At 66.4% G+C, this 20618-nt stretch carries 19 protein-coding genes and 8 tRNA genes; 20 read left to right on the top strand and 7 right to left on the bottom strand.

The window, feature by feature from the left end:
* The first annotated feature begins 287 nt into the window (after positions 1 to 287).
* The 14 genes from ACFPN1_RS05700 to ACFPN1_RS05635 all read left to right on the top strand — a co-directional run bounded on the left by ACFPN1_RS05700 (position 288) and on the right by ACFPN1_RS05635 (position 11015).
* A tRNA-Pro gene (locus ACFPN1_RS05700) sits at positions 288 to 364 on the top strand.
* Positions 365 to 410: 46 nt separating this feature from the next.
* Positions 411 to 487, top strand: a tRNA-Arg gene (locus ACFPN1_RS05695).
* Between the two features lie 25 nt (positions 488 to 512).
* A tRNA-His gene (locus tag ACFPN1_RS05690) sits at positions 513 to 589 on the top strand.
* A 62-nt stretch (positions 590 to 651) separates the two neighbouring features.
* Positions 652 to 727, top strand: a tRNA-Lys gene (locus ACFPN1_RS05685).
* Positions 728 to 881: 154 nt separating this feature from the next.
* A tRNA-Leu gene (locus tag ACFPN1_RS05680) sits at positions 882 to 966 on the top strand.
* 229 nt (positions 967 to 1195) lie between these two features.
* The gene (tig, locus tag ACFPN1_RS05675) at positions 1196 to 2491 is read left to right on the top strand and encodes a trigger factor (protein WP_386753696.1); all 1296 of its coding nucleotides are present in this window, start codon (positions 1196 to 1198) and stop codon (positions 2489 to 2491) included.
* A 148-nt stretch (positions 2492 to 2639) separates the two neighbouring features.
* Positions 2640 to 3266, top strand: coding sequence for an ATP-dependent Clp endopeptidase proteolytic subunit ClpP (clpP, locus tag ACFPN1_RS05670; protein WP_386753694.1), 627 nt, complete (start codon positions 2640 to 2642; stop codon positions 3264 to 3266).
* A gap of 136 nt (positions 3267 to 3402) precedes the next feature.
* Positions 3403 to 4686: an ATP-dependent Clp protease ATP-binding subunit ClpX gene (clpX, locus tag ACFPN1_RS05665; RefSeq protein ID WP_386753692.1), complete on the top strand. Its 1284-nt coding sequence runs from the start codon at positions 3403 to 3405 to the stop codon at positions 4684 to 4686.
* 305 nt (positions 4687 to 4991) lie between these two features.
* Positions 4992 to 7433, top strand: coding sequence for an endopeptidase La (gene lon / locus ACFPN1_RS05660; RefSeq protein ID WP_386753691.1), 2442 nt, complete (start codon positions 4992 to 4994; stop codon positions 7431 to 7433).
* 225 nt (positions 7434 to 7658) lie between these two features.
* Positions 7659 to 7931, top strand: a complete 273-nt coding sequence (locus tag ACFPN1_RS05655) for an HU family DNA-binding protein (protein ID WP_386753689.1) — start codon at positions 7659 to 7661, stop codon at positions 7929 to 7931.
* Positions 7932 to 8062: 131 nt separating this feature from the next.
* Positions 8063 to 8137 (top strand) — tRNA-Val (locus ACFPN1_RS05650).
* A gap of 66 nt (positions 8138 to 8203) precedes the next feature.
* A tRNA-Asp gene (locus ACFPN1_RS05645) sits at positions 8204 to 8280 on the top strand.
* A gap of 117 nt (positions 8281 to 8397) precedes the next feature.
* Positions 8398 to 10374 carry a SurA N-terminal domain-containing protein gene (locus ACFPN1_RS05640; RefSeq protein WP_386753687.1) on the top strand — a complete coding sequence of 659 codons (1977 nt, stop codon included), beginning with the start codon at positions 8398 to 8400 and terminating at the stop codon, positions 10372 to 10374.
* A gap of 29 nt (positions 10375 to 10403) precedes the next feature.
* Positions 10404 to 11015, top strand: coding sequence for a hypothetical protein (locus tag ACFPN1_RS05635; RefSeq protein ID WP_386753685.1), 612 nt, complete (start codon positions 10404 to 10406; stop codon positions 11013 to 11015).
* A gap of 70 nt (positions 11016 to 11085) precedes the next feature.
* Here ACFPN1_RS05635 and ACFPN1_RS05630 read toward each other — a convergent pair whose 3' ends face one another.
* The 3 genes from ACFPN1_RS05630 to gloB all read right to left on the bottom strand — a co-directional run bounded on the left by ACFPN1_RS05630 (position 11086) and on the right by gloB (position 13970).
* Entirely contained in the window at positions 11086 to 11883 is a 798-nt protein-coding gene (locus ACFPN1_RS05630; protein ID WP_386753684.1) for an enoyl-ACP reductase FabI, read from the bottom strand.
* Between the two features lie 102 nt (positions 11884 to 11985).
* Positions 11986 to 13209: a lytic transglycosylase domain-containing protein gene (locus tag ACFPN1_RS05625; RefSeq protein ID WP_386753682.1), complete on the bottom strand. Its 1224-nt coding sequence runs from the start codon at positions 13207 to 13209 to the stop codon at positions 11986 to 11988.
* Positions 13206 to 13970, bottom strand: a complete 765-nt coding sequence (gloB, locus tag ACFPN1_RS05620; RefSeq protein ID WP_386753680.1) for a hydroxyacylglutathione hydrolase — start codon at positions 13968 to 13970, stop codon at positions 13206 to 13208. Before gloB ends, ACFPN1_RS05625 begins: the two co-directional genes overlap by 4 nt.
* Positions 13971 to 14015: 45 nt before the next feature.
* Between gloB and ACFPN1_RS05615 the strand changes: the two genes are divergently transcribed.
* The 3 genes from ACFPN1_RS05615 to dnaQ all read left to right on the top strand — a co-directional run bounded on the left by ACFPN1_RS05615 (position 14016) and on the right by dnaQ (position 16050).
* Complete coding sequence (locus tag ACFPN1_RS05615) at positions 14016 to 14765, top strand: methyltransferase domain-containing protein (RefSeq protein ID WP_386753678.1); 750 nt, start codon at positions 14016 to 14018, stop codon at positions 14763 to 14765.
* A gap of 7 nt (positions 14766 to 14772) precedes the next feature.
* On the top strand, positions 14773 to 15240 hold the full coding sequence (gene rnhA, locus ACFPN1_RS05610; protein WP_386753676.1) for a ribonuclease HI: 468 nt from the start codon (positions 14773 to 14775) through the stop codon (positions 15238 to 15240).
* A 63-nt stretch (positions 15241 to 15303) separates the two neighbouring features.
* The gene (gene dnaQ / locus ACFPN1_RS05605; protein WP_386753674.1) at positions 15304 to 16050 is read left to right on the top strand and encodes a DNA polymerase III subunit epsilon; all 747 of its coding nucleotides are present in this window, start codon (positions 15304 to 15306) and stop codon (positions 16048 to 16050) included.
* A gap of 25 nt (positions 16051 to 16075) precedes the next feature.
* On the opposite strand, the gene ACFPN1_RS05600 is transcribed toward dnaQ, so the two are convergent.
* Both ACFPN1_RS05600 and ACFPN1_RS05595 read right to left on the bottom strand, forming a co-directional pair.
* Positions 16076 to 16780 (bottom strand): PP2C family protein-serine/threonine phosphatase, encoded by a 705-nt coding sequence (locus tag ACFPN1_RS05600; protein ID WP_386753672.1) that lies wholly within the window; start codon positions 16778 to 16780, stop codon positions 16076 to 16078.
* 148 nt (positions 16781 to 16928) lie between these two features.
* Positions 16929 to 17019: transfer RNA gene (locus ACFPN1_RS05595), tRNA-Ser, on the bottom strand.
* Positions 17020 to 17161: 142 nt separating this feature from the next.
* On the opposite strand from ACFPN1_RS05595, the gene ACFPN1_RS05590 reads away from it, so the two are divergent.
* Complete coding sequence (locus ACFPN1_RS05590) at positions 17162 to 17569, top strand: DUF6165 family protein (RefSeq protein ID WP_386753671.1); 408 nt, start codon at positions 17162 to 17164, stop codon at positions 17567 to 17569.
* A 3-nt stretch (positions 17570 to 17572) separates the two neighbouring features.
* Here the strand turns inward: ACFPN1_RS05590 and ACFPN1_RS05585 are convergent, their stop codons facing one another.
* Entirely contained in the window at positions 17573 to 18022 is a 450-nt protein-coding gene (locus ACFPN1_RS05585; protein ID WP_386753669.1) for a nuclear transport factor 2 family protein, read from the bottom strand.
* A 10-nt stretch (positions 18023 to 18032) separates the two neighbouring features.
* Entirely contained in the window at positions 18033 to 19091 is a 1059-nt protein-coding gene (locus ACFPN1_RS05580; protein WP_386753667.1) for a glycosyltransferase family 9 protein, read from the bottom strand.
* Between the two features lie 21 nt (positions 19092 to 19112).
* Here ACFPN1_RS05580 and ACFPN1_RS05575 point away from each other — a divergent pair, with 21 nt between their 5' ends.
* Both ACFPN1_RS05575 and ACFPN1_RS05570 read left to right on the top strand, forming a co-directional pair.
* Positions 19113 to 19862, top strand: a complete 750-nt coding sequence (locus tag ACFPN1_RS05575; RefSeq protein ID WP_386753665.1) for a 3-deoxy-D-manno-octulosonic acid kinase — start codon at positions 19113 to 19115, stop codon at positions 19860 to 19862.
* Positions 19862 to 20617 (top strand): MBL fold metallo-hydrolase, encoded by a 756-nt coding sequence (locus ACFPN1_RS05570; protein WP_386753663.1) that lies wholly within the window; start codon positions 19862 to 19864, stop codon positions 20615 to 20617. Before ACFPN1_RS05575 ends, ACFPN1_RS05570 begins: the two co-directional genes overlap by 1 nt.
* Position 20618: the final 1 nt, after the last annotated feature.

Here is a 20618-nt window from a genome sequence, read left to right as displayed (position 1 = left end):
GTCCGGACCGTCGCGGGGCGCCTTTGGGCGCCCCGTTTCGTTTGCTTCGCTCGGGGCGGTGTCGCCGCTATCGTTTGCCGCAGCGTCCACTACGCCTGGCTGCTCGGCGCTATCGCAATTGGCTTCCTGCTCTGGCCATCACCACGCGCGGAGCTGCCCGGGGCCGCCTGAAGGGGAGTTCATTCGGATGCCCTGCAGCGCCGAACGTCGTGCATACATTGACAGTGCGCGCGCCTGCCACGAAAATGTCCGGCCTTTCGCGGCGTAAGTGCGCAAGGTACCGGCTTCGGGGTATAGCTCAGCCTGGTAGAGCGCCAGCTTTGGGAGCTGGATGTCGTGGGTTCGAATCCCTCTGCCCCGACCATCCTTTCCTGCTGGTTGAAATCGCGGTCAGCTAAGATTCGAATCTGGCGCCCGTAGCTCAACCGGATAGAGCACCGGCCTTCTAAGCCGGTGGTTGTGGGTTCGAGTCCCGCCGGGCGCGCCAGATTTGCAGTGAAAACAGTTTTACGGTGGCTGTAGCTCAGTTGGTTAGAGTACTGGATTGTGATTCCAGTTGTCGGGGGTTCGAGTCCCCTCAGCCACCCCAGTTTGCGAAGTTGGGTTTGCTAATCCGAAACGGTTTGCTTACAATTTCGCTCCCGTTGTTCGGGGCCGTTAGCTCAGTTGGTAGAGCAGTTGACTCTTAATCAATAGGTCCAAGGTTCGAATCCTTGACGGCCCACCAAACACCGAAACGCCCGGCTCTGCCGGGCGTTTCGTTTTTGTGTCCCAGCCAGTCGCGGCATGGGCGCGGGTGCCTGCCACGGCGATGGCGCCCGATCTGCGTCCGGGGCGCACCATCCGGATGGCAGGGGAAAGACGGCTAGAATGCGGCGCTCGCGAAAGTGGCGGAATTGGTAGACGCACTGGATTTAGGTTCCAGCGGGTAACCCCGTGAGGGTTCGAGTCCCTCCTTTCGCACCACGTTGCCGCCCCGGTCGGCGGCCGGCCCGGTGGCCGTCATGGCAGGGCCGCGAAATTCGCTGCGGCTTCAAACGGACAGGCATCCGGTCTGGCTGGCAACCAGCCCCGCAATCGGCGAAACTAGCAAGTTCGCCGGGCCCCGGTTTCCGAACCGCTCCGCCGGCAGCGAACCGTCAACCAGCCTTCAATACCGCCCGCGGGAGCTCCGCGGCAGCAGGAGTCTTCAGCAATGCAAGCTTCGGTCGAAACCCTGGGCAATCTCGAACGCCGCGTCACTTTCACGCTTCCGGCGGATCGCCTGGAGAGCGTGGTGGACGGCCGCCTGCGCGAGATCGCGCGCGGCGCCAAGATCAAGGGCTTCCGCCCGGGCAAGGTGCCGGCCAAGGTGATCGAGCAGCGTTTCGGCCAGCAGGTCCGCGCCGAGGCCCTCGACGCGCTGCTGCGCGAAGGCTTCGGCAATGCCGTGCGCGAGCATTCGCTGCACATCGCCGGCAGCCCGCGCATCGAACCCAAGGGCGGCGAAGACCTCGCCTATGTCGCGACGTTCGAAGTGGTGCCCGATTTCGGTGATATCGATGTCGCCAAGCTCAACGTGACCCGGCATACCGCGGAAGTGCTGGATGCCGACATCGACGCGATGATCGACAACCTTCGCCTGCAGCGCCGCACCTGGAACCCGGTGGAGCGCGCCGCCCAGGACGGCGATGCCGTCGAGATCGAGACGTGGTCGCAGGCGGGTGACGAACGCGTGCCCGCCGAAGGCGTGGAACGCGGCGCCACCGTGCTCGGTTCCGGCAACATGTTTGCCGCGATCGAGTCCGCGCTCGTCGGCATGAAGGCCGGCGAAGAGAAGACCCTCGACGTCGATTTCCCCGCCGACTGGCGCGTCCCGCAATTCGCGGGCCGGACGGTGAAGGTGAACGTGAAGGCCACCCGCGTGTCCGAGCCGGTGCTGCCCGAAGTGGACGCCGCGTTCATCAAGAGCTTCGGCATCAGGAGCGGCGACATGGACCAGTTCCGCGCCGACATCCGCAGCAACCTCGAGCGCGAACTGAAGGGCGCGCTGATGAACCGCCTGCGCCGCGAAGTCGGCGAGCAGCTGATCGCGGCCTACTCGCACGTCGAAATGCCTCCGCGCCTGGTCGAGGCCGAAGCGCGCAACATGGCGCAGCAGGCGGTCGAACAGGCCCGCCGCCAGGCACAGTATGTTCCGGAGGTTCCGCAAGACGCCTACTTGGGCTTCATGGAACCCGCCCGCAAGCGTGTCCTGGTCGGTCTGATCGTCGGCGAGATCTCCCGCCGCAACGAACTGCGCCTGGATCCGCGTCGCGTGACCGAAACCCTCAAGCTGATCGCCTCGACCTACGAGGAGCCCCAGCAGGTCATCGAGCTGTACCGGAACGATGCGCAGCTGATGGCCGGCCTGCAGGCGCGGGTGATGGAAGAGCAGGTGATCGACTGGATCGCCGAGCGCGCCCAGCACACCGAGCAGCCGCTCTCCTTCAGCGAAGCCATCCGCCAGTAAGGCGGGCGCGACCGATCCGCACGGACGGCAATCTCGGGCGCGGCTCCGGCCGCGCCCGAATCGTTTGAAGGCCTGGAGCGTCGCACTTGCGCTGGCGCACCATTGGCCCCAACTTGCAGGCATCCCAGACCACCAGGTGCATTTCCAGATGGACAACCGAACCCGAGCCCTGAACCTCGTCCCCATGGTGGTCGAGCAGACCAGCCGCGGCGAGCGCGCGTACGACATCTATTCGCGCCTGCTGAAGGAGCGGGTCATCTTCCTCGTGGGCGGCATCGATGACCATGTGGCCAACGTGATCGTGGCGCAGATGCTCTTCCTCGAGGCCGAAAATCCCGAGAAGGACATCAGCCTCTACATCAACTCCCCCGGCGGCATCGTGACCGCGGGCATGGCGATCTACGACACCATGCAGTACATCAAGCCGGACGTGAGCACGATCTGCGTGGGCCAGGCCGCCTCGATGGGGGCCCTGCTGCTGGCCGCGGGTGCCAAGGGCAAGCGTTATGCGCTGCCGAATTCACGGGTCATGATCCACCAGCCGCTCGGCGGCTTCCAGGGCCAGGCCACGGACATCGACATCCATGCCCGCGAGATCCTGACCCTGCGCCAGAGGCTGAACGAGGTCCTGTCCAAGCACACCGGCCAGGCGCTCGAAACCATCGCCCGGGACACCGAGCGCGACAACTTCAAGAGCGCGGAGGCCGCACGCGAGTACGGTCTCGTGGACCAGGTGCTGGAGCGGCGCCCCGAAGAGTCGATCCAGGCCGGTTGATTCCGGATGGCCGGCTTTCCAAATTATTGATTTCTAACACAATTCAGCATGAAATCCGGGCTGCAGGCAGCCCGGAACGCTGTGGTATTCTCGGGCCGCCGGCCAATCGGCGGCCAGCAACACGCAAGGCAGGGGCATGAGCGACGAACGACAAGGCCGCGGCGACAGCAACAAGATTCTCTATTGCTCGTTCTGCGGCAAAAGCCAGCACGAAGTACGCAAGCTGATCGCAGGCCCCAGTGTCTTCATCTGCGACGAGTGCGTCGAGCTGTGCAACGACATCATCCGCGAGGAACTCGAGGAGAAGGCGCAGTCGGCCCGTAGCCACCTGCCCAAGCCGCGCGAGATCCTGGAAGTGCTCGATCAGTACGTGATCGGCCAGCAGCGCGCCAAGAAGACGCTCGCCGTGGCTGTGTACAACCACTACAAGCGTATCGAGAGCCGGCAGAAGAACGACGACGTCGAACTGGCGAAGTCGAACATCCTTCTGGTCGGTCCGACCGGTTCGGGCAAGACGCTGCTGGCCGAAACGCTGGCACGCCTGCTCAACGTGCCCTTCACCATGGCCGACGCCACCACGCTGACCGAAGCCGGCTATGTCGGCGAGGACGTGGAGAACATCATCCAGAAGCTGCTGCAGAAGTGCGACTACGACGTCGAGAAGGCGCAGCAGGGCATCGTCTACATCGACGAAATCGACAAGATTTCGCGCAAGTCCGACAACCCGTCGATCACGCGCGACGTGTCGGGCGAGGGCGTGCAGCAGGCGCTGCTGAAGCTGATCGAGGGCACGGTCGCGAGCGTCCCGCCGCAGGGCGGGCGCAAGCATCCGCAGCAGGAATTCCTGCAGGTCGACACGCGCAACATCCTGTTCATCGTCGGCGGCGCTTTTGCCGGTCTGGACAAGATCATCCAGCAGCGTTCGACCGAAGCGGGCGGCATCGGCTTCGGCGCCAAGGTCAAGAGCTCGGCTCGCAAGGCCGACACGAGCAAGGTCCTGGCCGACGTCGAGCCGGAAGACCTGATCAAGTTTGGCCTGATCCCCGAATTCGTCGGCCGCCTGCCGGTGGTCGCAACGCTGGAGGAACTGGACGAGTCCGCGCTGGTGACCATCCTCACCGAGCCGAAGAACGCCATTACCAAGCAGTTCAAGCGACTGTTCGACATGGAGGGCGTGGAGCTCGAGTTCCGCCCCGACGCGCTCACCGCGATCGCGCGCAAGGCGCTCAAGCGCAAGACCGGCGCACGCGGCCTGCGCACCATCGTCGAGAGCGTCCTGCTCGACACCATGTACGACCTGCCGTCGCTGGAAAATGTCAGCAAGGTGGTGGTCGACGAGTCGGTGGTCGAGCACAAGTCCGACCCCTACCTGATCTACCAGACCCCGCCGGCGGCTCCCAAGCTCGCCTCGGCAGAATGAAGAAGGGCGGCTACGGCCGCCCTTCTTTTTTGCCCGAAGCCGCCACCGATCCGCCCGGTGGCCCGGCCGTCGGAGGCGGGTCGGAATTGGGGAATGCCCGCAGCGCGGGAGGCCTGAAGCCGGCGGCGCCAGCCGCTCGGTTTTCACCCCCAAGTCACTGATTTGGCCGGGCTTTCCTGGCAAAAAGACAATCGGTGAACACCATCGCTTGCATCCTGTGGCGGACAGCCCCATAACCGTCCGGAGCGCGGCGCGTTTGCTGAATCGCGGCCGCGCCACGTATCCGCCTGATTCCTGGAGTTGCCATGACCGTCCCCTCCGACCGAGAAACGATGAACCTGCCGGTATTGCCGCTGCGGGACGTCGTGGTCTTCCCGCACATGGTGATTCCGCTCTTCGTCGGCCGCGACAAGTCCATCCGCGCCCTCGACCTGGCGATGGAATCCGACAAGCGCATCCTGCTGGTGGCCCAGCGTTCGGCCGAGACCGACGACCCCTCCGGCAAGGACCTGTACGAAACCGGCACGCTCGCGCAGGTGCTGCAGTTGCTGAAGCTGCCCGATGGCACGATCAAGGTGCTGGTCGAGGGCGTTTCGCGCGTCGTTGTCGACCAGGTCGGCGAAAGCAATGGTGCGCTTGCCGGACGCGCGCAGGTGGTCGATCCGGTCATCGATCGCGACGAGCGTGAACTCGATGCCATCACGCGCTCGCTGATGGGCCTGTTCGAGCAATACGTGAAGACCAACCGCAAGCTGCCGCCGGAACTGATGCAGACGCTCGCGGGCATCGACGAAGCGGGGCGCCTGGCCGATACGATTGCCGCGCACCTGGGCGTGCGCCTGAGCGACAAGCAGAAGCTGCTGGAAACCCACGCCGTCGGTGCCCGGCTGGAGCAGCTGGTCGGACTGGTGGACGGCGAGATCGACGTGCAGCAGCTGGAAAAGCGCATCCGCGGCCGCGTGAAGTCGCAGATGGAGAAGAGCCAGCGCGAGTACTACCTCAACGAGCAGATGAAGGCGATCCAGAAGGAGCTCGGCGAAATCGACGACGCACCGAACGACGTCGACGAGCTGGCCCGCAAGATCGCCGAAGCCGGCATGCCCAAGCCGGTCGAGACCAAGGCGCGCAACGAGCTCAACAAGCTCAAGCAGATGTCGCCGATGTCCGCCGAAGCGGCGGTCGTGCGCAATTACCTCGAATGGGTGCTCGGCGTGCCGTGGAAGAAGCGCACCAAAATCCGCAAGGACCTCAAGGCCGCGCAGGACGTGCTCGATGCCGACCACTTCGGCCTGGAGAAGGTGAAGGAACGCATCCTCGAATACCTCGCAGTGCAGTCGCGCGTGGCGAAGATGAAAGGCGCGATCCTGTGCCTGGTCGGTCCGCCGGGTGTTGGCAAGACCTCGCTGGGGCAGTCCATCGCCAAGGCTACCAATCGCAAATTCGTGCGCATGTCGCTGGGTGGCGTGCGCGACGAGGCCGAGATCCGCGGTCATCGCCGCACCTATGTCGGCTCCATGCCGGGCCGCATCGTGCAGAACCTCAACAAGGTCGGCAGCAAGAATCCGCTGTTCGTGCTCGACGAGATCGACAAGATGTCGATGGACTTCCGCGGCGACCCGTCTTCGGCGCTGCTGGAAGTCCTCGATCCGGAGCAGAACACCGCCTTCAACGACCACTACCTGGAGGTCGATCTCGACCTGTCCGAAGTGATGTTCGTCGCGACTTCGAACTCGCTGAACATCCCCGGACCGTTGCTGGATCGCATGGAAGTGATCCGCATCCCGGGCTATACCGAGGAAGAGAAGCTCAACATCGCCACGCGCTACCTGCTGCCGAAGCAGATCAAGGCGAATGGCCTCAAGCCCGAGGAGATCAGGATCTCCGAAGACGCGGTGCAGGACATCGTCCGGTATTACACGCGCGAATCGGGCGTGCGCAATCTCGAACGCGAGATTTCCAAGATCTGCCGCAAGGTCGTCAAGGAGATCGCGCTCGCTGGGCCCGAAAAGACGAAGAAGGGCGGCAAGTCGAAAGCTGTCAGTGTCACGTCGAAGAACCTCGACAAGTACCTGGGCGTGCGTCGTTACGACTTCGGCCGGGCCGAGGAGCAGAACGAAATCGGCTTGGTCACGGGACTTGCGTGGACCGAGGTTGGCGGCGATCTCCTGCAGGTCGAGTCGACGCTCGTGCCCGGCAAGGGGCAGCTGCTGCTGACCGGCCAGCTGGGCGACGTGATGAAGGAATCCGCCTCCGCGGCGCTTTCCGTCGTGCGTGCACGAACCGATCGCCTGGGTATCGATCTCGATTTCCTGCAGAAGCACGACATCCACGTGCATGTTCCCGAAGGCGCGACGCCGAAGGACGGTCCGAGCGCAGGCATCGCCATGGCAACTGCGCTCGTGTCGATGCTGACGAAGAACCCGGTCAAGGCGGACGTTGCCATGACCGGCGAGATCACGCTGCGTGGCAAGGTGCTGGCGATCGGTGGATTGAAGGAGAAGCTGCTCGCGGCACTGCGTGGCGGCATTCGCACCGTGATCATCCCCGACGAGAACAAGAAGGATCTCGCCGATCTTCCCAAGGCGGTGACGCAGGGCATGAAGATCGTGACCGCGAAGTGGATCGACGAGGTGCTCGACGTGGCGCTCGAGCGTCCGCTGACGCCTACGCCGGCCATTCCGCCGGATGAATTGCCTGTACCCGACGGCGTGCAATCCGCGGCTTCTCAGGTCGATGTCAAGCACTGAGCGTTCGTCGCGCGTTTTTGCCGATCGAATGGAAAACACCTGGAAGCCGCGTCATTGCTGGCTTTCAGGGTTGCGGCGCCAGTAATGCCGCTGGTATAACGACGCCAGCCGCATCGCCGCTGTCCAGCGCATCAAGCGGTCCACTCGACCGGGGAGTCGCTGCAAGCCAGGCTTCCCGGTTATCTGCATACCCGCGGCGTTCTGCCGCACATGGAGTCCATACGAATGAACAAGGGCGAATTTGTAAACGCCGTCGCCGACGCTGCCGAACTTTCCAAGGCCGACGCCGCCAAGGCGGTCGATGCCGCCATCAGCGTGATCACCAAGGCGCTGAAGAAGGGCGATGCCGTTACCCTGGTGGGCTTCGGTACGTTCCAGGTGCGCGAGCGCGCCGCGCGCGAAGGTCGCAACCCGAAGACCGGCGAAACCATCAAGATCGCCAAGTCGAAGAACCCGTCGTTCAAGGCCGGCAAGGCGCTGAAGGATGCGGTCAACTGACCCACGCACCATGCGTGGTCCAAGAGCCCGGCGGAAGCCGGGCTTTTTGTTTGCGCGCGTCCCCCGACGAAGCGCTTCCCGGAAAATCCGTCGGGCGGATCATGTCGGCCTGCGCTATGATTCGCGCCCCCGGGTGCTTAGCTCAGCGGTAGAGCGTCTCCCTTACAAGGAGAGGGTCGGGGGTTCGAAACCCTCAGCACCCACCAGTTCGAAAAATCCGGATCGGGTGTTGCACATGTGGATTCCGATCTGTATTATTTTCGGCTCAGCGCGGAGTGGTAGTTCAGTCGGTTAGAATGCTGGCCTGTCACGCCGGAGGTCGCGGGTTCGAGTCCCGTCCACTCCGCCACTTTTTCGAAACGCCCGCAGCGATGCGGGCGTTTCTTTTTTGCGCCGGTCGAAGGCTCGACGGCGGGTCGAGACCCGCCCTACACTGCGCGGCTACGTCGTCACAAGACCGCTCCCCATGTTGCAAGCCATCCGCGAAAAGACTTCTGGCTGGATCGCCACGGTGATCCTGGGTTTCCTCGCACTGTTGCTGGTGCCGTTCGGTATCAGCCAGTACGAGGTCCAGCGCACGGAGGACTATGCCGCCCGCATCGACGCACCGCCGTCCTGGTGGCCGTCCGCGCCGTCCTGGTGGCCGTTGTCGGCGCTCTGGGAACACGAGGAAGTGACACGCGATGAATTCCGCATGGCGTTCGAGCGCGCGCGTCAGCAGCAGCGCGCCCAGCAGGGCGATGCGTTCGACGCGAAGGGTTTCGAAAGCGCCGAGACCAAGCTCCGCATCCTCGACCAGCTGGTCAATCAGCGCGTGCAGAAGCTTTCCGCGCGCGCGGCCGGCGTCAGCGTGAGCGATGCGATGGTGCGCAAGGAGATCATGGATATCCCGGCGTTCCAGGTCGACGGCAAGTTCAACTATGAGCGCTATCGCCTCGCCCTGTCGTCGCAGGTGCCGCAGCAGACGGAGAAGCAGTTCGAAGCGCTGGTTCGCCAGGGACTCGAGGGTTCGTTGATCAACGTCGCAATCGGCGAGAGCAGCTTCTACACGCCCGCCGAAACGGATCGCCTGCTCAAGCTGATGTACGAGACCCGCGACGCCAGCGTGGTGATGCTGCCGCCCCCGGCCGCCGATACCGCGCCGGTCAGCGAGGCCGAGATCAAGAAGTGGTACGACACGCACGCGTCCGCCTACCGCGCGCCAGAGACCGTGTCGCTCGAGTATGTCGAGATCAACGCGGCTGATCTGGATGTTCCTCCGCCGGACGAAGCGGCCCTGATGGCCCGTTTCGAGCAGGAGAAGAAGCAGTTCGTACAGCAGGAGCAGCGACTCGCGTCGCACATCCTGATCCAGGTTGCCGCCGACGCCGATGCGGCGACCAAAAAGGCGGCCGAAGCCAAGGCCCGGCAGATCTATGCCCAGGCCAAGGCGCCGGGTGCCGATTTCGCCGCGCTCGCACGCGCCAACAGCGACGACCCGGGTTCCAAGGCCGCCGGCGGCGACCTCGGCTGGAACACGAAGGGCGTGATGGTTCCCGAGTTCGACAAGGTGCTGTTCGCGCTGAAGCCCGGCGAGATCAGCGAACCGGTGAAGACGGAATTCGGCTGGCACATCATCCAGCTCCGCGAAGTGAAGAGCGCGCAGCAGCAGGATTTCGCTGCCGTGAGGGAAAAGCTCCTGCGTGAGGAAAGCGAGGCGGCGCGCGAGCGCGCCTTCAACGACCTGAGCGGAAAGCTCGTCGACGCGATCCTCAAGAACCCCGCGTCGCTGCAGGCCGCTGCGAGCGAATTGAAGCTGCCCGTCCGGACCCTGGGTCCAGTGGCGCGCAACGCGAACGAAGGCATCCTCGCCACCGCGGCGGTGAAGCGCCAGGCCTTCGACGAGGCACGCATCCAGGACGGCACGGTCAGTGATCCGATCGAGATCGGTCCCAACCACAGCGTCCTGTTGCGCGTGACGGCGCATACGCCGGAACGCGCGCTGCCGCTGGCCACCGTGCGCGACCAGGTGATTGCGGCCGTGCATGCGCAACGCACGCAGGCTGCGGCCGAGAAGGACGCGGATGCATTGCTGGCGCGACTGCGTGCGGGCGAAACGCTGGCGCAGGTGGCCGCCTCCAGGAACCTGCCCCCGCCGAACGTGCTTCCGGGCGTGCAGCGCGGGATGCCGGTGCCCAGCCCGGAGGTATCCGATGCCATCTTCGCCGCGCCGGTACCGGCCGCGGGCAAGAGCAGCCCGGGCAAGGCGACCATGCCGGGTGGCACGGTCGCGCTGTTCACGGTGGACAAGGTGACGCCGGGTGATCTCGCGAGCATGCCCCAGGCGCAGCGCGACCGCATGCGCGATCAGCTGGCGAATATTGCCGCCGATGAGGAACTGAAGACCCTGGTCACGTCGTTGCGGAAGGGAATGAAGGTCAAGATCGTCGAGCGGAATCTCTGAGCGACCGCTCGCGCGCTCCTGTGACATGCATGAAAGGCCCGGCGAATGCCGGGCCTTTGCTTTTGTCGATCACGCGCCGCGAATTGGACTGCCGTCCGCGTCAGCGAGTGGCCCGTGATCCGCACAACGCGCGGCCTATCGTCGTGATGGGAATGGTCCCGCGCCACAGGAGCAACACGATGAACGCGCATTCGATCCGAGGACTGCGATGGCTGCTTGCGATCCTGTCCGTGGCGGCTGCGCCATCCGCGTTCGCCGAAGATGCGGCCGGATGCGCCCGGCAGTTCGAGACGGCGCAGCGGATGGACATGGAATCCTTCCGCGATTTCGACGAGGAAACCTGGCTGGCGGGGCACGACCCGCGTGCCGTGACCGTGTTCGCCAGCGGCGCGAAGCGCATCGGCCTCGATGCCATCGAACAGACGATGGCATCGCATTTCGCCAATCGGGAAGCCGTATGGAGCTGGACCGAGCTTTACCGCGTGGTGGACGGGTGTCGTTCCGCGGTCATCCTGTATGACACCGTGTACGAGATACCCCGGCTCGGTTTTCGCCAGCACGCCCTGACGAGCGTCACCTATGCCCACGAGGGCAACAAGTGGCTGTCGATCGCCGATCAGGGCACGTTGCCGCCGCCGTAGCGGCGTGTGAATTCGATCTTCGCTGCGGCGTCATCGCGGGGCCTGCGCGCCGCAGGCCCCGTTGCAGGCATCACTCGGCCGTATCGAGGCCGGTCATGCCCAGGATGTTGTAGCCGGAGTCGACATAGGTGACTTCGCCGGTCACGCCGGAAGCGAGGTCGGAGCAGAGGAACGCCGCAACGTTGCCGACCTGCTCGATGGTCACCGTGCGGCGCAGCGGCGCGTTCTCCTCGACGTGGCCGAGGATCTTGCGGAAACCGGCGATGCCGGCGGCCGCGAGTGTCTTGATCGGACCGGCCGAGATCGCGTTGACGCGGGTGCCTTCCGGGCCGAGGTTGTAGGCGAGGTAGCGCACGGTCGCCTCCAGACTCGCCTTGGCCACGCCCATCACGTTGTAGCCCGCCAGTGCGCGTTCGGCGCCGAGATAGCTCAGCGTGAGGATGGAGCCATTGCGACCCTGCATCTGCGGACGCGCCGCCTTGGCCATCGCGGCCAGCGAGTAAGCGGAGATGTCGTGGGCGATCGCGAAGTTCTCCCGCGTGAGGCCGTCGAGGAACTGGCCTGCGATGGCTTCGCGCGGTGCATAGGCGATCGCATGGACGAGGATGTCGAAGCCGTCGGTCCAGTGCTTGCCGAGCTCGTCGAAGCAGGCGGCGATCTGTTCGTCGCTGGCGACGTCGAGCGGGATGACGATGTTGCTGCCGAATTCCTCGGCGGCCTTTTCCACGCGCGACTTGAGCTTCTCGGTCTGGTAGGTGAACGCGAGTTGCGCGCCTTCGCGATGCATGGCTTCGGCGATGCCGCTGGCGATGGAGCGGTCGCTGGCGATGCCGGTGATCAGTGCGCGCTTGCCTTGCAGGAAACCCATGACTCGTCCTCTTCGATGGCCGCATGCGCGGCCGAGCAAAGGCTCTAGTGTAGCGGACGCACGGAGCCCGCCCGCGATGCGTGGCCGGGCTCCCGCGTGGCCTCAGGGCGTGGCGGCCGCGGCGGCCGGCACTTCACCCGGCGCCGCGACGGCATCGATCAACAGCACCTTGCCCGGTCGCAGCACGCTGTCCGCCCGCAGGCCGTTGCGTTCGAGCAAGTCCCTGACCCGCACCCCGTAGCGCGCCGCGATCTTCGTGGGGTTGTCGCCGCGAACGACGGTGTGCCTGCGACCTTCGGCGATTGCGACGGGCATTTCGGGAGCGGGCGGTGAATCCGGCGCGCTGCCGGTAGCAGGCGCAGGTGTTTCGAGTGTGGCGACGGATGCCACGACGCCGTCATCCAGCGCACCAGCGGCCGGCGAAGGCGGCGCGGGCAGGGCTGCCAGCAACCGCGCCGGCTTACCATTCGCGCGCGAGATGCGGCCATGGACGAAGACCGGATTGAGGCGCTGAACCCGGGCCGGATCCTGTCCGTTGCGGCGGGCCCAGGTCGCCAGGTCGGTGATGTCTTGGGGGATCGCCACGGCGGCGAGCAGTGGTACCGGCCGGTCCAGTGCGCGCAGCCATTCCTCGCGGTCGTCCGCCCGTTCCAGCAAGCACGACAGTGCATGGAGTTTGCGGACGTAGGCGTGGGTGATGGGCGACAGGCCGGGAAGAGCTTCCGGCCGGGCAGCGCGGGCGGTCTGGCCCGCGCGCCGCAACGCACCCAGCACCCGGTATTCGCCCGCGTTGTAGGCCATCACCGCCAGCCGCCAGTCGCCGGCGAACATGCCGTACAGCGTCTTGAGATAACGCACCGCCGCGGTCGTCGAATCGATGGGCGAGAGGCGGCCGTCGTAACCCGCCCGCATCGGCACCTTATGGTTGCGCGCCGTGATCGCGATCATCTGCCAGAGACCGGTCGGACCCTGGGCGCTGCGCGCCGCCGGCCGGTAGCCGCTCTCGACGAAGGGGATCAGGGCGAACTCGGTCGGCAGGCCGGCGGCCCGCACCGCGTCCACCACGTAGCCGAACAACGGCAGCACGTCCTCGTCGCGCGACACCAGCCGGGTAGGCGCATGAGCGAAGTGCGCCTGCCAGCGCGCGCTCGCATCGGCTTTGCACGCGGGGTCGGCGAGGCCTTCGCGGAACTGCCGGTAGATCTCCTGTCCGTTTCGGGTGTTGGCCGGCGCCAGTACGGCTTCCGGACCCGGTTCGGCGGCGCCGGCCGGCAGCGCGCACGCCAGCCACGCGATCAGGGCGAGGCCCGCCCGCCGCGCGCTCATGAGCTGAACCCGTCTTTCCAGCGCCGAAGTTCGGCGAACGCTTCCACGGCATCGGCCGGTTCGCGGCCGAGCCGCTCGCGCAGGCTGCACCGGACCTCTGGTGCGTCCACACGGAGGAAGGGGTTGGCGGCGAGCTCGTCGGCGAGCGTGCTGGGCAGGGTCGGCAGTCCGCGTTCGCGCATGGTCCGGGCCTCCTCGATGCGACGCCGCAGCGCCGGGTTGCCGGGTTCTACCACGCAGGCGAAGCGGCCGTTGTTAACGGTGTACTCATGTCCGCAACAGACCCGGGTTTCCGGGGGTAACGCGGCCAGTTTTGTGAGGGACGCCCGCATCTGCGCCGGGCTGCCCTCGAACAGCCGCCCGCAGCCCAGGCTGAACAGGGTGTCGCCGCAGAACAGCAGGCCGTGGCCGTGGAAGGCCACATGGCTGAGGGTGTGTCCGGGGATCTCCAGCACTTCGAACCGCCAGCCCGCGACGGCCACCGTGTCGCCCTCGGCGACGACGTCCGTCTGGTAGGGAATGCGCTCGTCTTGCGGGCCGATGACCGGCAATTGCGGCCATTTTCGCAACAGATCTCGCACGCCGCCGATGTGGTCGGGATGGTGGTGGGTGAGCAGCACCGCGGCCGGCCGCAGTCCGTCGCGGGCGGCGTCGAAGACCGGGGCCGCGTCGCCAGGATCCACGATCAGGGCCGCACCGCTTTCGTCCGCCAGCGTCCAGATGTAGTTGTCGGCGAAGGCGGGCAGCGGGTGCAGGCGCATGACGGGCGTTCTCCATTCGCGGCGGCGATCCCGCACAATCCGACCATGTCCCCGGCCACCGTCAGCCGTCAATCCGAAGGGCCGCTGGCCTGGTTCGCGAGCGTGCCCGGCCAGGGCCTGCTCGCGGTCGAAACCGCGGCCATCTCGCGTGTGCTGGCCGGGATCCCGGCCTTGCCCTGGTGCTGGCTCGGGGTGCCCGGCACGGTGCCGCCCGCCGGTTCGGGCGGGCGCGGAGTGCTCCTGCGACGCGAGGGCGGGCGCATCGCGAACCTGCAGTTCGGCGGCGCCGTCCGCTGCGGTCTGCCGTTGCCGCTGGCGAACGAGAGTTTCGGTGCCGTCCTGCTCCAGCACGCGCTCGACGACGGCGCCGATCGAAATGCGCTGCTGGGCGAATGCGAACGCATCCTCGCCCCCGGCGGCACGCTGTGGCTGGCGGCGCTGAATCCGTGGAGTCCGTACCGCGCGCGCTGGCTGCGGACCGGGCTGCATGCGCATGTCACCGGTGCGTGGCAGGCGTCGTTGCGGCGGGCCGGCTTCGCCCTCGATTCGGTGAACCTGCAATGGCTGGGGCCGCGCTGGCGCATGGACCAGGGCGACGTGGGCGTCGGCATGAACGACTGGCTGCGCGCCGGCATCGTCCTGAGCGTCAACAAACGCGTGCATGCGCTGGTGCCGCCCGCGCGCAAGCACAGCTTCCGCCTGCAGGGCGCGGCGCACTCGCGCGTGTCCTGGCGTTTCGAGGCGCTGCGCGAAGAGCAACTGCGACGCCAGGCCGCGGCCCTCGACAGGCGATAATCCGCGGATGACACAAGCAAAACGAAAGGCGGTCGAGGTCCACACCGATGGCGCCTGCCTCGGCAATCCCGGACCCGGCGGCTGGGCCGCGCTGTTGCGCTATGGCCGCCACGAACGCGAACTGGTCGGCGGCGAAGCGGCCACGACCAACAACCGGATGGAACTGATGGCGGCGATTTCGGGACTCGAAGCGCTGACCGAAGCTTGCGAGGTGATCCTCTTCACCGACTCGCAGTACGTCCGCCAGGGCATTACCGAATGGATGCCCGGCTGGATCCGGCGCGGCTGGAAGACTGCCGGCGGCGATCCGGTCAAGAACCGGGAACTGTGGGAACGCCTGCACGCCGCCGCGCAACGGCACCGCATCGACTGGCGGTGGGTCAAGGGCCATTCGGGCGATCCCGACAACGAACGCGTCGACACGCTGGCGCGCAACGAGGCGGTGCGCTTCAAGCAGGTCGCGGCGGTGTCCTGACCATTGCCGATGCCGCGGCCGCCCGAAGGCCGTAAGCTTCTCCCGCCCCGTACCGGATTCCGCATGCGCCAGATCATCCTCGATACCGAAACCACCGGCCTGAGCTGGGCGAGCGGCAACCGCGTGGTGGAAATCGGCTGCGTCGAGATGGTGGAGCGTCGTCCCACCGGCCGCACCTTCCACTGCTACCTCAATCCGGAACGCGAATTCGAGGCCGGGGCGCAGGAAGTCACCGGACTGACCCTGGAATTCCTCGCCGACAAGCCGCTGTTCGCGGCGATCGCCGACGAGTTCCTCGCCTTCATCGACGGCGCCGAACTGGTGATCCACAACGCGGCGTTCGACGTCGGCTTCCTCGACCACGAGCTGAGCCGGCTGGGGCCGCATTACGGCACGATCGCCGATCGCTGCAGCATCGAAGACACCCTGCTGCTGGCCCGCCAGCGGTTTCCGGGGCAGCGCAACTCACTCGATGCGCTCTGCCGGCGCTTCGGCGTCGACAACACGCACCGTCAGTTGCACGGCGCACTGCTCGACGCCCAGCTGCTGGCCGAGGTCTACATCGGGCTGACCTCGGGGCAGGGCGAAATCGGCTTCGAAGCCGGCGTCGAGGCGGCGGATGCGTCGGCGGTCACGTTCGAAGTCGACCTGCAGGCGCCGCGGCCGCGCGTCACGGTCGCCAGCGACGAGTGGGAAGCCCACGAAGCGCGACTGGCCCAGCTGCGCAAGAAGGCCGGCAAGGCCCTGTGGGATGCATGGACGGAGGCGGAAGCCGCAGTCGCGGCTCCCCTGGAAGCACTGCCGGCGTAAGTTCCGCGCCGGACCCGCGGTCCGCTCAGTGGTTGCGGACCAGCACGACCGTGACGTTGTCCGAACCGCCGCCGTCGAGCGCGGCCGCGACCAGCTCGTCGACGCACTCCTGCGCGCTGCAGTCGTTGTGCGACAGCACCCGGGCGATGTTGCGGTCGTCTACTTCCTCGGTCAGGCCGTCGCTGCACAGCAGCAGCTGCATGCCGGGGCGCAATTCTCCGGTCATGGTCTCGACGTTGAGATTGCGCGGGTCGGTCACCCCCAGCGCCTGCGTCACCACGTTGCGGTGCGGGTGGCTGCGCGCCTGCTCATGGGTGATCGCGCCGTTGGCGATCAGTTCCTGCACGTAACTGTGGTCCTGGGACAGCTGGACCAGTTGGTTGTCGCGCCACAGGTAAACGCGGCTGTCGCCGACCCAGGCCACTTCGAAGCGGTTGCCGTTGACGCGCGCGGCGACCACGGTCGTGCCCATCGGCAGGGCATCGTTGCGGCGGCGGGAGATGCGGATGATCTCCTCGTCGGCGATGCGGATCGCCGTCGCCAGCGGAGTGCCGTCGCGGATCTCGCGGACGATGGTTTCGCGGGCCAGGGCGCTGGCGACTTCGCCGTATTCATGGCCGCCCATGCCGTCGGCGACCAGCCAGAGCCCGAGCTCGCTGTCCCCGTAGTACGTGTCCTCGTTGAGTTCCCGACGCAGTCCGACGTGCGTCAGGTGTCCGAATTCGATCATCTGGGAGGATACCGCGGGCGGGAAGGGGGCTTTCGGCAGGGTGAACGGGATAATCGATGCCGACCGGCCGGGATGGCAAGCGACGCCGTCGCGTTGCGGAACCGCAGAAAAGCAGAACGCCCCGGTCAGGGGCGTTCTGCTTTGCATCTGGCGGAGAGGGAGGGATTCGAACCCTCGGTGCGCTATAAACGCACGCCTGATTTCGAGTCAGGTACATTCAACCGCTCTGCCACCTCTCCGGAAGTGGGCCGCGAATCATACGTGGCCGGGCCACCCGGGAGCAAGTTGCCGGGCAGGGCACTACACTGTCGCCCTTCCACGGGCCGGCAATTGCCCGGCCATCCCGGCCGCGGCGGACCCGGCCCCCAAAGCGGCTCCGTCATGTCCGAAATCCTCGTCCCCGTCTCCTTCGGCGAACTGCTCGACAAGATCGCCATCCTGCAGATCAAGTCGGAACGCATGAGCGACGAGGCCAAGCTGGCCAATGTCCGCAATGAACTGTCGGCGCTGGAGAAGACGTGGATGGCGCACCCCGCCGCCGGCAAGGACATCGTCGAGCTGCGTGCCGCGCTCAAGGCCGTCAACGAACGCCTGTGGGTGATCGAGGACGACATCCGCATCAAGGAGAAGGCGCAGGAATTCGATGCCGAATTCATCCGCCTGGCGCGCAGCGTCTACTTCGAGAACGACGAGCGCGCGCGCATCAAGAAGGACATCAACCTCGCCCTGGGCTCGGCCTACGTCGAGGAAAAGTCCTATCAGGACTACCGGACCGGCGCCACGCCGTAACGGTCAGCCGTCCGTTTCCAGCTGCAGGTTGCCGTCGACGTATTTCAGGTTGAAGCGGAACAGGACGATGCACCACGCGCCGTCCATGCGCTGCAGTTGCAGGTCGTAGCTGCCCACGAAGCTGCGCACGTCATCGCCGCTCGCGGTCGGTCGGTAATGCGTCGCGGTGCCGTAGCAGAAGGCCTGCGCCGAATCGCCGTCGACCGCGATGCGCAGGTTGCCGATCTGGTGATGCACGGCCTGGATCGGGCGAAGGCCGGTCTCCCACATCGTCGCCAGTTCGGTGCCGTCGATGTCCGACGGCGCGATGCCGGTCAGCGAGCTCATGTCCACGCGCAGGCGCGGTGCCAGTGCCGCGCGCACGGCGTCCCAGTCGCGCTGGTCGGTGGCCACGAACAGCTGGTGGACGACGTCCGCGATGGCGTCCTTGTCGAGCAGGGTTTCCAGATTCACTGCGATGCCCTCATTCCGAATGATCGGCGACGTAGCGTTCGAATGCCGCGATGGCATCGTCCACGGTCACCAGGTCCATGACGCTCTCGTGCTCGATCTTGGTGCCCCATCGCAGTTCCGCCGCCGGCTTCCCCAGGTACTTGCGCGCCGCGTCGTCGTAACGGTCCGCGCAATAGCGGCGATCCGAATAGGGGCCGCTGCGCGCCGGATTGCTGGCCGCATGCAGGCCCAGCACCTTGACGCCCATGGCGTTGGCGATGTGCATGGGGCCGGAGTCGGGCGTCATCACCAGGTCCGCGCGTTCCAGCAGCGCAGGCAATTGCTTGAGCGTGTCCTTGCCGACGAGGTCCAGCGCGGGCGCCTTCATCGCGCCGAGGATGGCATTGGTGGTGTCGCGCTCGAGCTGGCTGCGGCCTCCGCACAGCACGATGCGCCAGCCGCGCGCCGCGGCATGGTCGGCGACGGCCGCATAGCGGTCGGCGCGCCAGTTGCGCAGGGCATGGCTGGAACACGGCGAAATCAGCAGCGTCGGGCGCCCGTCTTCGATCCATTGCGCATCCGCCCATTCGCGTGCGGCATCCGGCACGGGCAGGTCCCAGCGCACCTGCGTCTGCTTCAGGCCGAGCGGCTCGCAGAAGCTTCCGATCGCATCGAGGACGTGGATCCCCGGCCGGTCGGGGATACGTTCGTTGACGAAGAGACCGTGCAGATCCTTCGAGCGCGAGCGGTCGTAGCCGATCCGCCGCGTTGCGGGAACGAAGGCCGACAGCAGGTTCGCGCGCGCGGCCACCTGCAGCTGCAGCAGCGCATCGAACCGTCCGCCGTCCACGCGTTCGAGCAGTTGTGCGCGCAGCGCACGCATCCCGGCAAAGCCGCTCTTCTTGTCGTATTCGACGAATGCGACGCCGGGCAGGCCCTCCAGCAGGCGGTGCTCGCCCCGGCCGATCACCCACGTCAACGCCACGTCGGGCCAGGCCTCCTGCAGAGTCCTCACCAGAGGTACGACGTGGGTCACATCGCCCAGTGCGGACAGCCGCAGCAGGCAGATCGACAGGGGTGTTTGCGGCATGGGTCTTGCTAGACTCGCTGGATGACCGGCTATGACGCTGCCGAAGGATTGATGCCGTTCCGCGACGAACGCGGGTACGGCGCGATTCTGTTCGACAACACGCGCGTGCGACAAGCCAAGGCCGAATGGTTCTCGCCTGCTTCCTGGGGCGAACACGCGCGGCCCGTCGCCAGCGGCGGACGTGGCGGTGCGTGGTACGTCGATGCGCCCTTCGGCGCCTGCGTGCTGCGTCGCTACCTGCGCGGCGGCCTCGCGGCGAGTTTCAGCCGGGATCACTACTGGTGGCGCGGCGCCAACCGCACGCGCAGCTTTGCCGAATTCCGCCTCACGCGTGAAATGGCCGCCAAGGGCGTGCCGGTACCCAGGCCCATCGCCGCGTATTACCGGCGCGAAGGCTATTTCTACAGCGCGGCCATCCTCATCGAGCGCATCGACGACGTGCGCACCCTGGCCGATCGCGCGGCGGTTGCCGGCGACGGCGCACCCTGGGAAGAAGCGGGCCGGTTGATCGCGCGCATCCATCGTGCGGGCCTCGACCACGCCGACCTCAATGCCCACAACCTCCTGTTCGATCCCACCGGCCGGGGCTGGGTGATCGACCTGGATCGCGGCGAACAACGCATCCCCGCCACCGGCTGGCGCGAGGGCAATCTGGCGCGGCTGAAGCGCTCGCTGTTGAAAGTGCGCGGAAATCGCCCCATCGAAGACGTGGAACGGGATTTCGCCCGTTTGCGCGCGGCATACGACCGCGTCTGGGCACGAGGCACCTGATGAGCTGGGCGCTGCGACTGCAGGGCGTGGGCAACGCATCGGCGGTCCAACTGGGATCCGCGATGGCCACCATCGAACGCGACGGCAGGCCGTGGCTGACGATCGATTGCGGCAACGAAGGCCTGACCCACTATCTCGATCAGTATGGCCAGGCGCCTTCCGCGCTGTTCATCACCCACACGCACCTGGACCATGTCGCTGGATTCGAGCGTCTGTTCGTATCGAGTTATTTCGATGCGGAACGGCGCGGCTCGGTGCGGCTGTACGTGCCGGCCGCGCTCGTGCCGCTGCTGCATCAGCGCGTGGGCGACTATCCGAATCCGCTGGCGGAAGGCGGAGCGAATTTCTGGGACGCGTTCCGCGTGATCCCGGTCGGCGCCGCTTTCTGGCACGACGGCGTGCGCCTGGATGTCTTCCCGACGCGCCACCATTGGCCCGAGACGGCGTTCGGTCTGCGGTTGCAGGGCAGCGTGGTGTGGACCGGCGATACGCGGCCGATTCCCGAGCAACTGGCGAAGCACGCCGGCGACGGCGAACTCGTCGCCCACGACTGCGCCCTGCACGGCAATCCGTCGCACAGCGGGATCGAGGACCTCGAACGCGAATACCCGGCCGAATTGCTGTCGCGATGCGTGCTCTACCACTACGCGAGCCGCGAGGAAGGCGATGCGCTGACCGCGCGCGGCTACCGCGTGGCGAAGCCCGGCGACGTGCTGGCACTGGCCGAACCGACGGCAGCGCGGGCGCAGCCATGAG

It is taken from the genome of Lysobacter yangpyeongensis, assembly GCF_042655745.1.
In the GTDB taxonomy this organism is placed as follows: domain Bacteria; phylum Pseudomonadota; class Gammaproteobacteria; order Xanthomonadales; family Xanthomonadaceae; genus Agrilutibacter; species Agrilutibacter yangpyeongensis.
This window is presented reverse-complemented; position numbering and strand designations above follow the sequence as displayed.

Coding starts and splice junctions, on each gene's coding strand:
- tig (WP_386753696.1), top strand. CDS start 1,196: ATGCAAGCTTCGGTCGAAACCCTGGGCAATCTCGAACGCCGCGTCACT.
- clpP (WP_386753694.1), top strand. CDS start 2,640: ATGGACAACCGAACCCGAGCCCTGAACCTCGTCCCCATGGTGGTCGAG.
- clpX (WP_386753692.1), top strand. CDS start 3,403: ATGAGCGACGAACGACAAGGCCGCGGCGACAGCAACAAGATTCTCTAT.
- lon (WP_386753691.1), top strand. CDS start 4,992: ATGACCGTCCCCTCCGACCGAGAAACGATGAACCTGCCGGTATTGCCG.
- ACFPN1_RS05655 (WP_386753689.1), top strand. CDS start 7,659: ATGAACAAGGGCGAATTTGTAAACGCCGTCGCCGACGCTGCCGAACTT.
- ACFPN1_RS05640 (WP_386753687.1), top strand. CDS start 8,398: ATGTTGCAAGCCATCCGCGAAAAGACTTCTGGCTGGATCGCCACGGTG.
- ACFPN1_RS05635 (WP_386753685.1), top strand. CDS start 10,404: ATGAAAGGCCCGGCGAATGCCGGGCCTTTGCTTTTGTCGATCACGCGC.
- ACFPN1_RS05630 (WP_386753684.1), bottom strand. CDS start 11,883: ATGGGTTTCCTGCAAGGCAAGCGCGCACTGATCACCGGCATCGCCAGC.
- ACFPN1_RS05625 (WP_386753682.1), bottom strand. CDS start 13,209: ATGAGCGCGCGGCGGGCGGGCCTCGCCCTGATCGCGTGGCTGGCGTGC.
- gloB (WP_386753680.1), bottom strand. CDS start 13,970: ATGCGCCTGCACCCGCTGCCCGCCTTCGCCGACAACTACATCTGGACG.
- ACFPN1_RS05615 (WP_386753678.1), top strand. CDS start 14,016: ATGTCCCCGGCCACCGTCAGCCGTCAATCCGAAGGGCCGCTGGCCTGG.
- rnhA (WP_386753676.1), top strand. CDS start 14,773: ATGACACAAGCAAAACGAAAGGCGGTCGAGGTCCACACCGATGGCGCC.
- dnaQ (WP_386753674.1), top strand. CDS start 15,304: ATGCGCCAGATCATCCTCGATACCGAAACCACCGGCCTGAGCTGGGCG.
- ACFPN1_RS05600 (WP_386753672.1), bottom strand. CDS start 16,780: ATGATCGAATTCGGACACCTGACGCACGTCGGACTGCGTCGGGAACTC.
- ACFPN1_RS05590 (WP_386753671.1), top strand. CDS start 17,162: ATGTCCGAAATCCTCGTCCCCGTCTCCTTCGGCGAACTGCTCGACAAG.
- ACFPN1_RS05580 (WP_386753667.1), bottom strand. CDS start 19,091: ATGCCGCAAACACCCCTGTCGATCTGCCTGCTGCGGCTGTCCGCACTG.
- ACFPN1_RS05575 (WP_386753665.1), top strand. CDS start 19,113: ATGACCGGCTATGACGCTGCCGAAGGATTGATGCCGTTCCGCGACGAA.
- ACFPN1_RS05570 (WP_386753663.1), top strand. CDS start 19,862: ATGAGCTGGGCGCTGCGACTGCAGGGCGTGGGCAACGCATCGGCGGTC.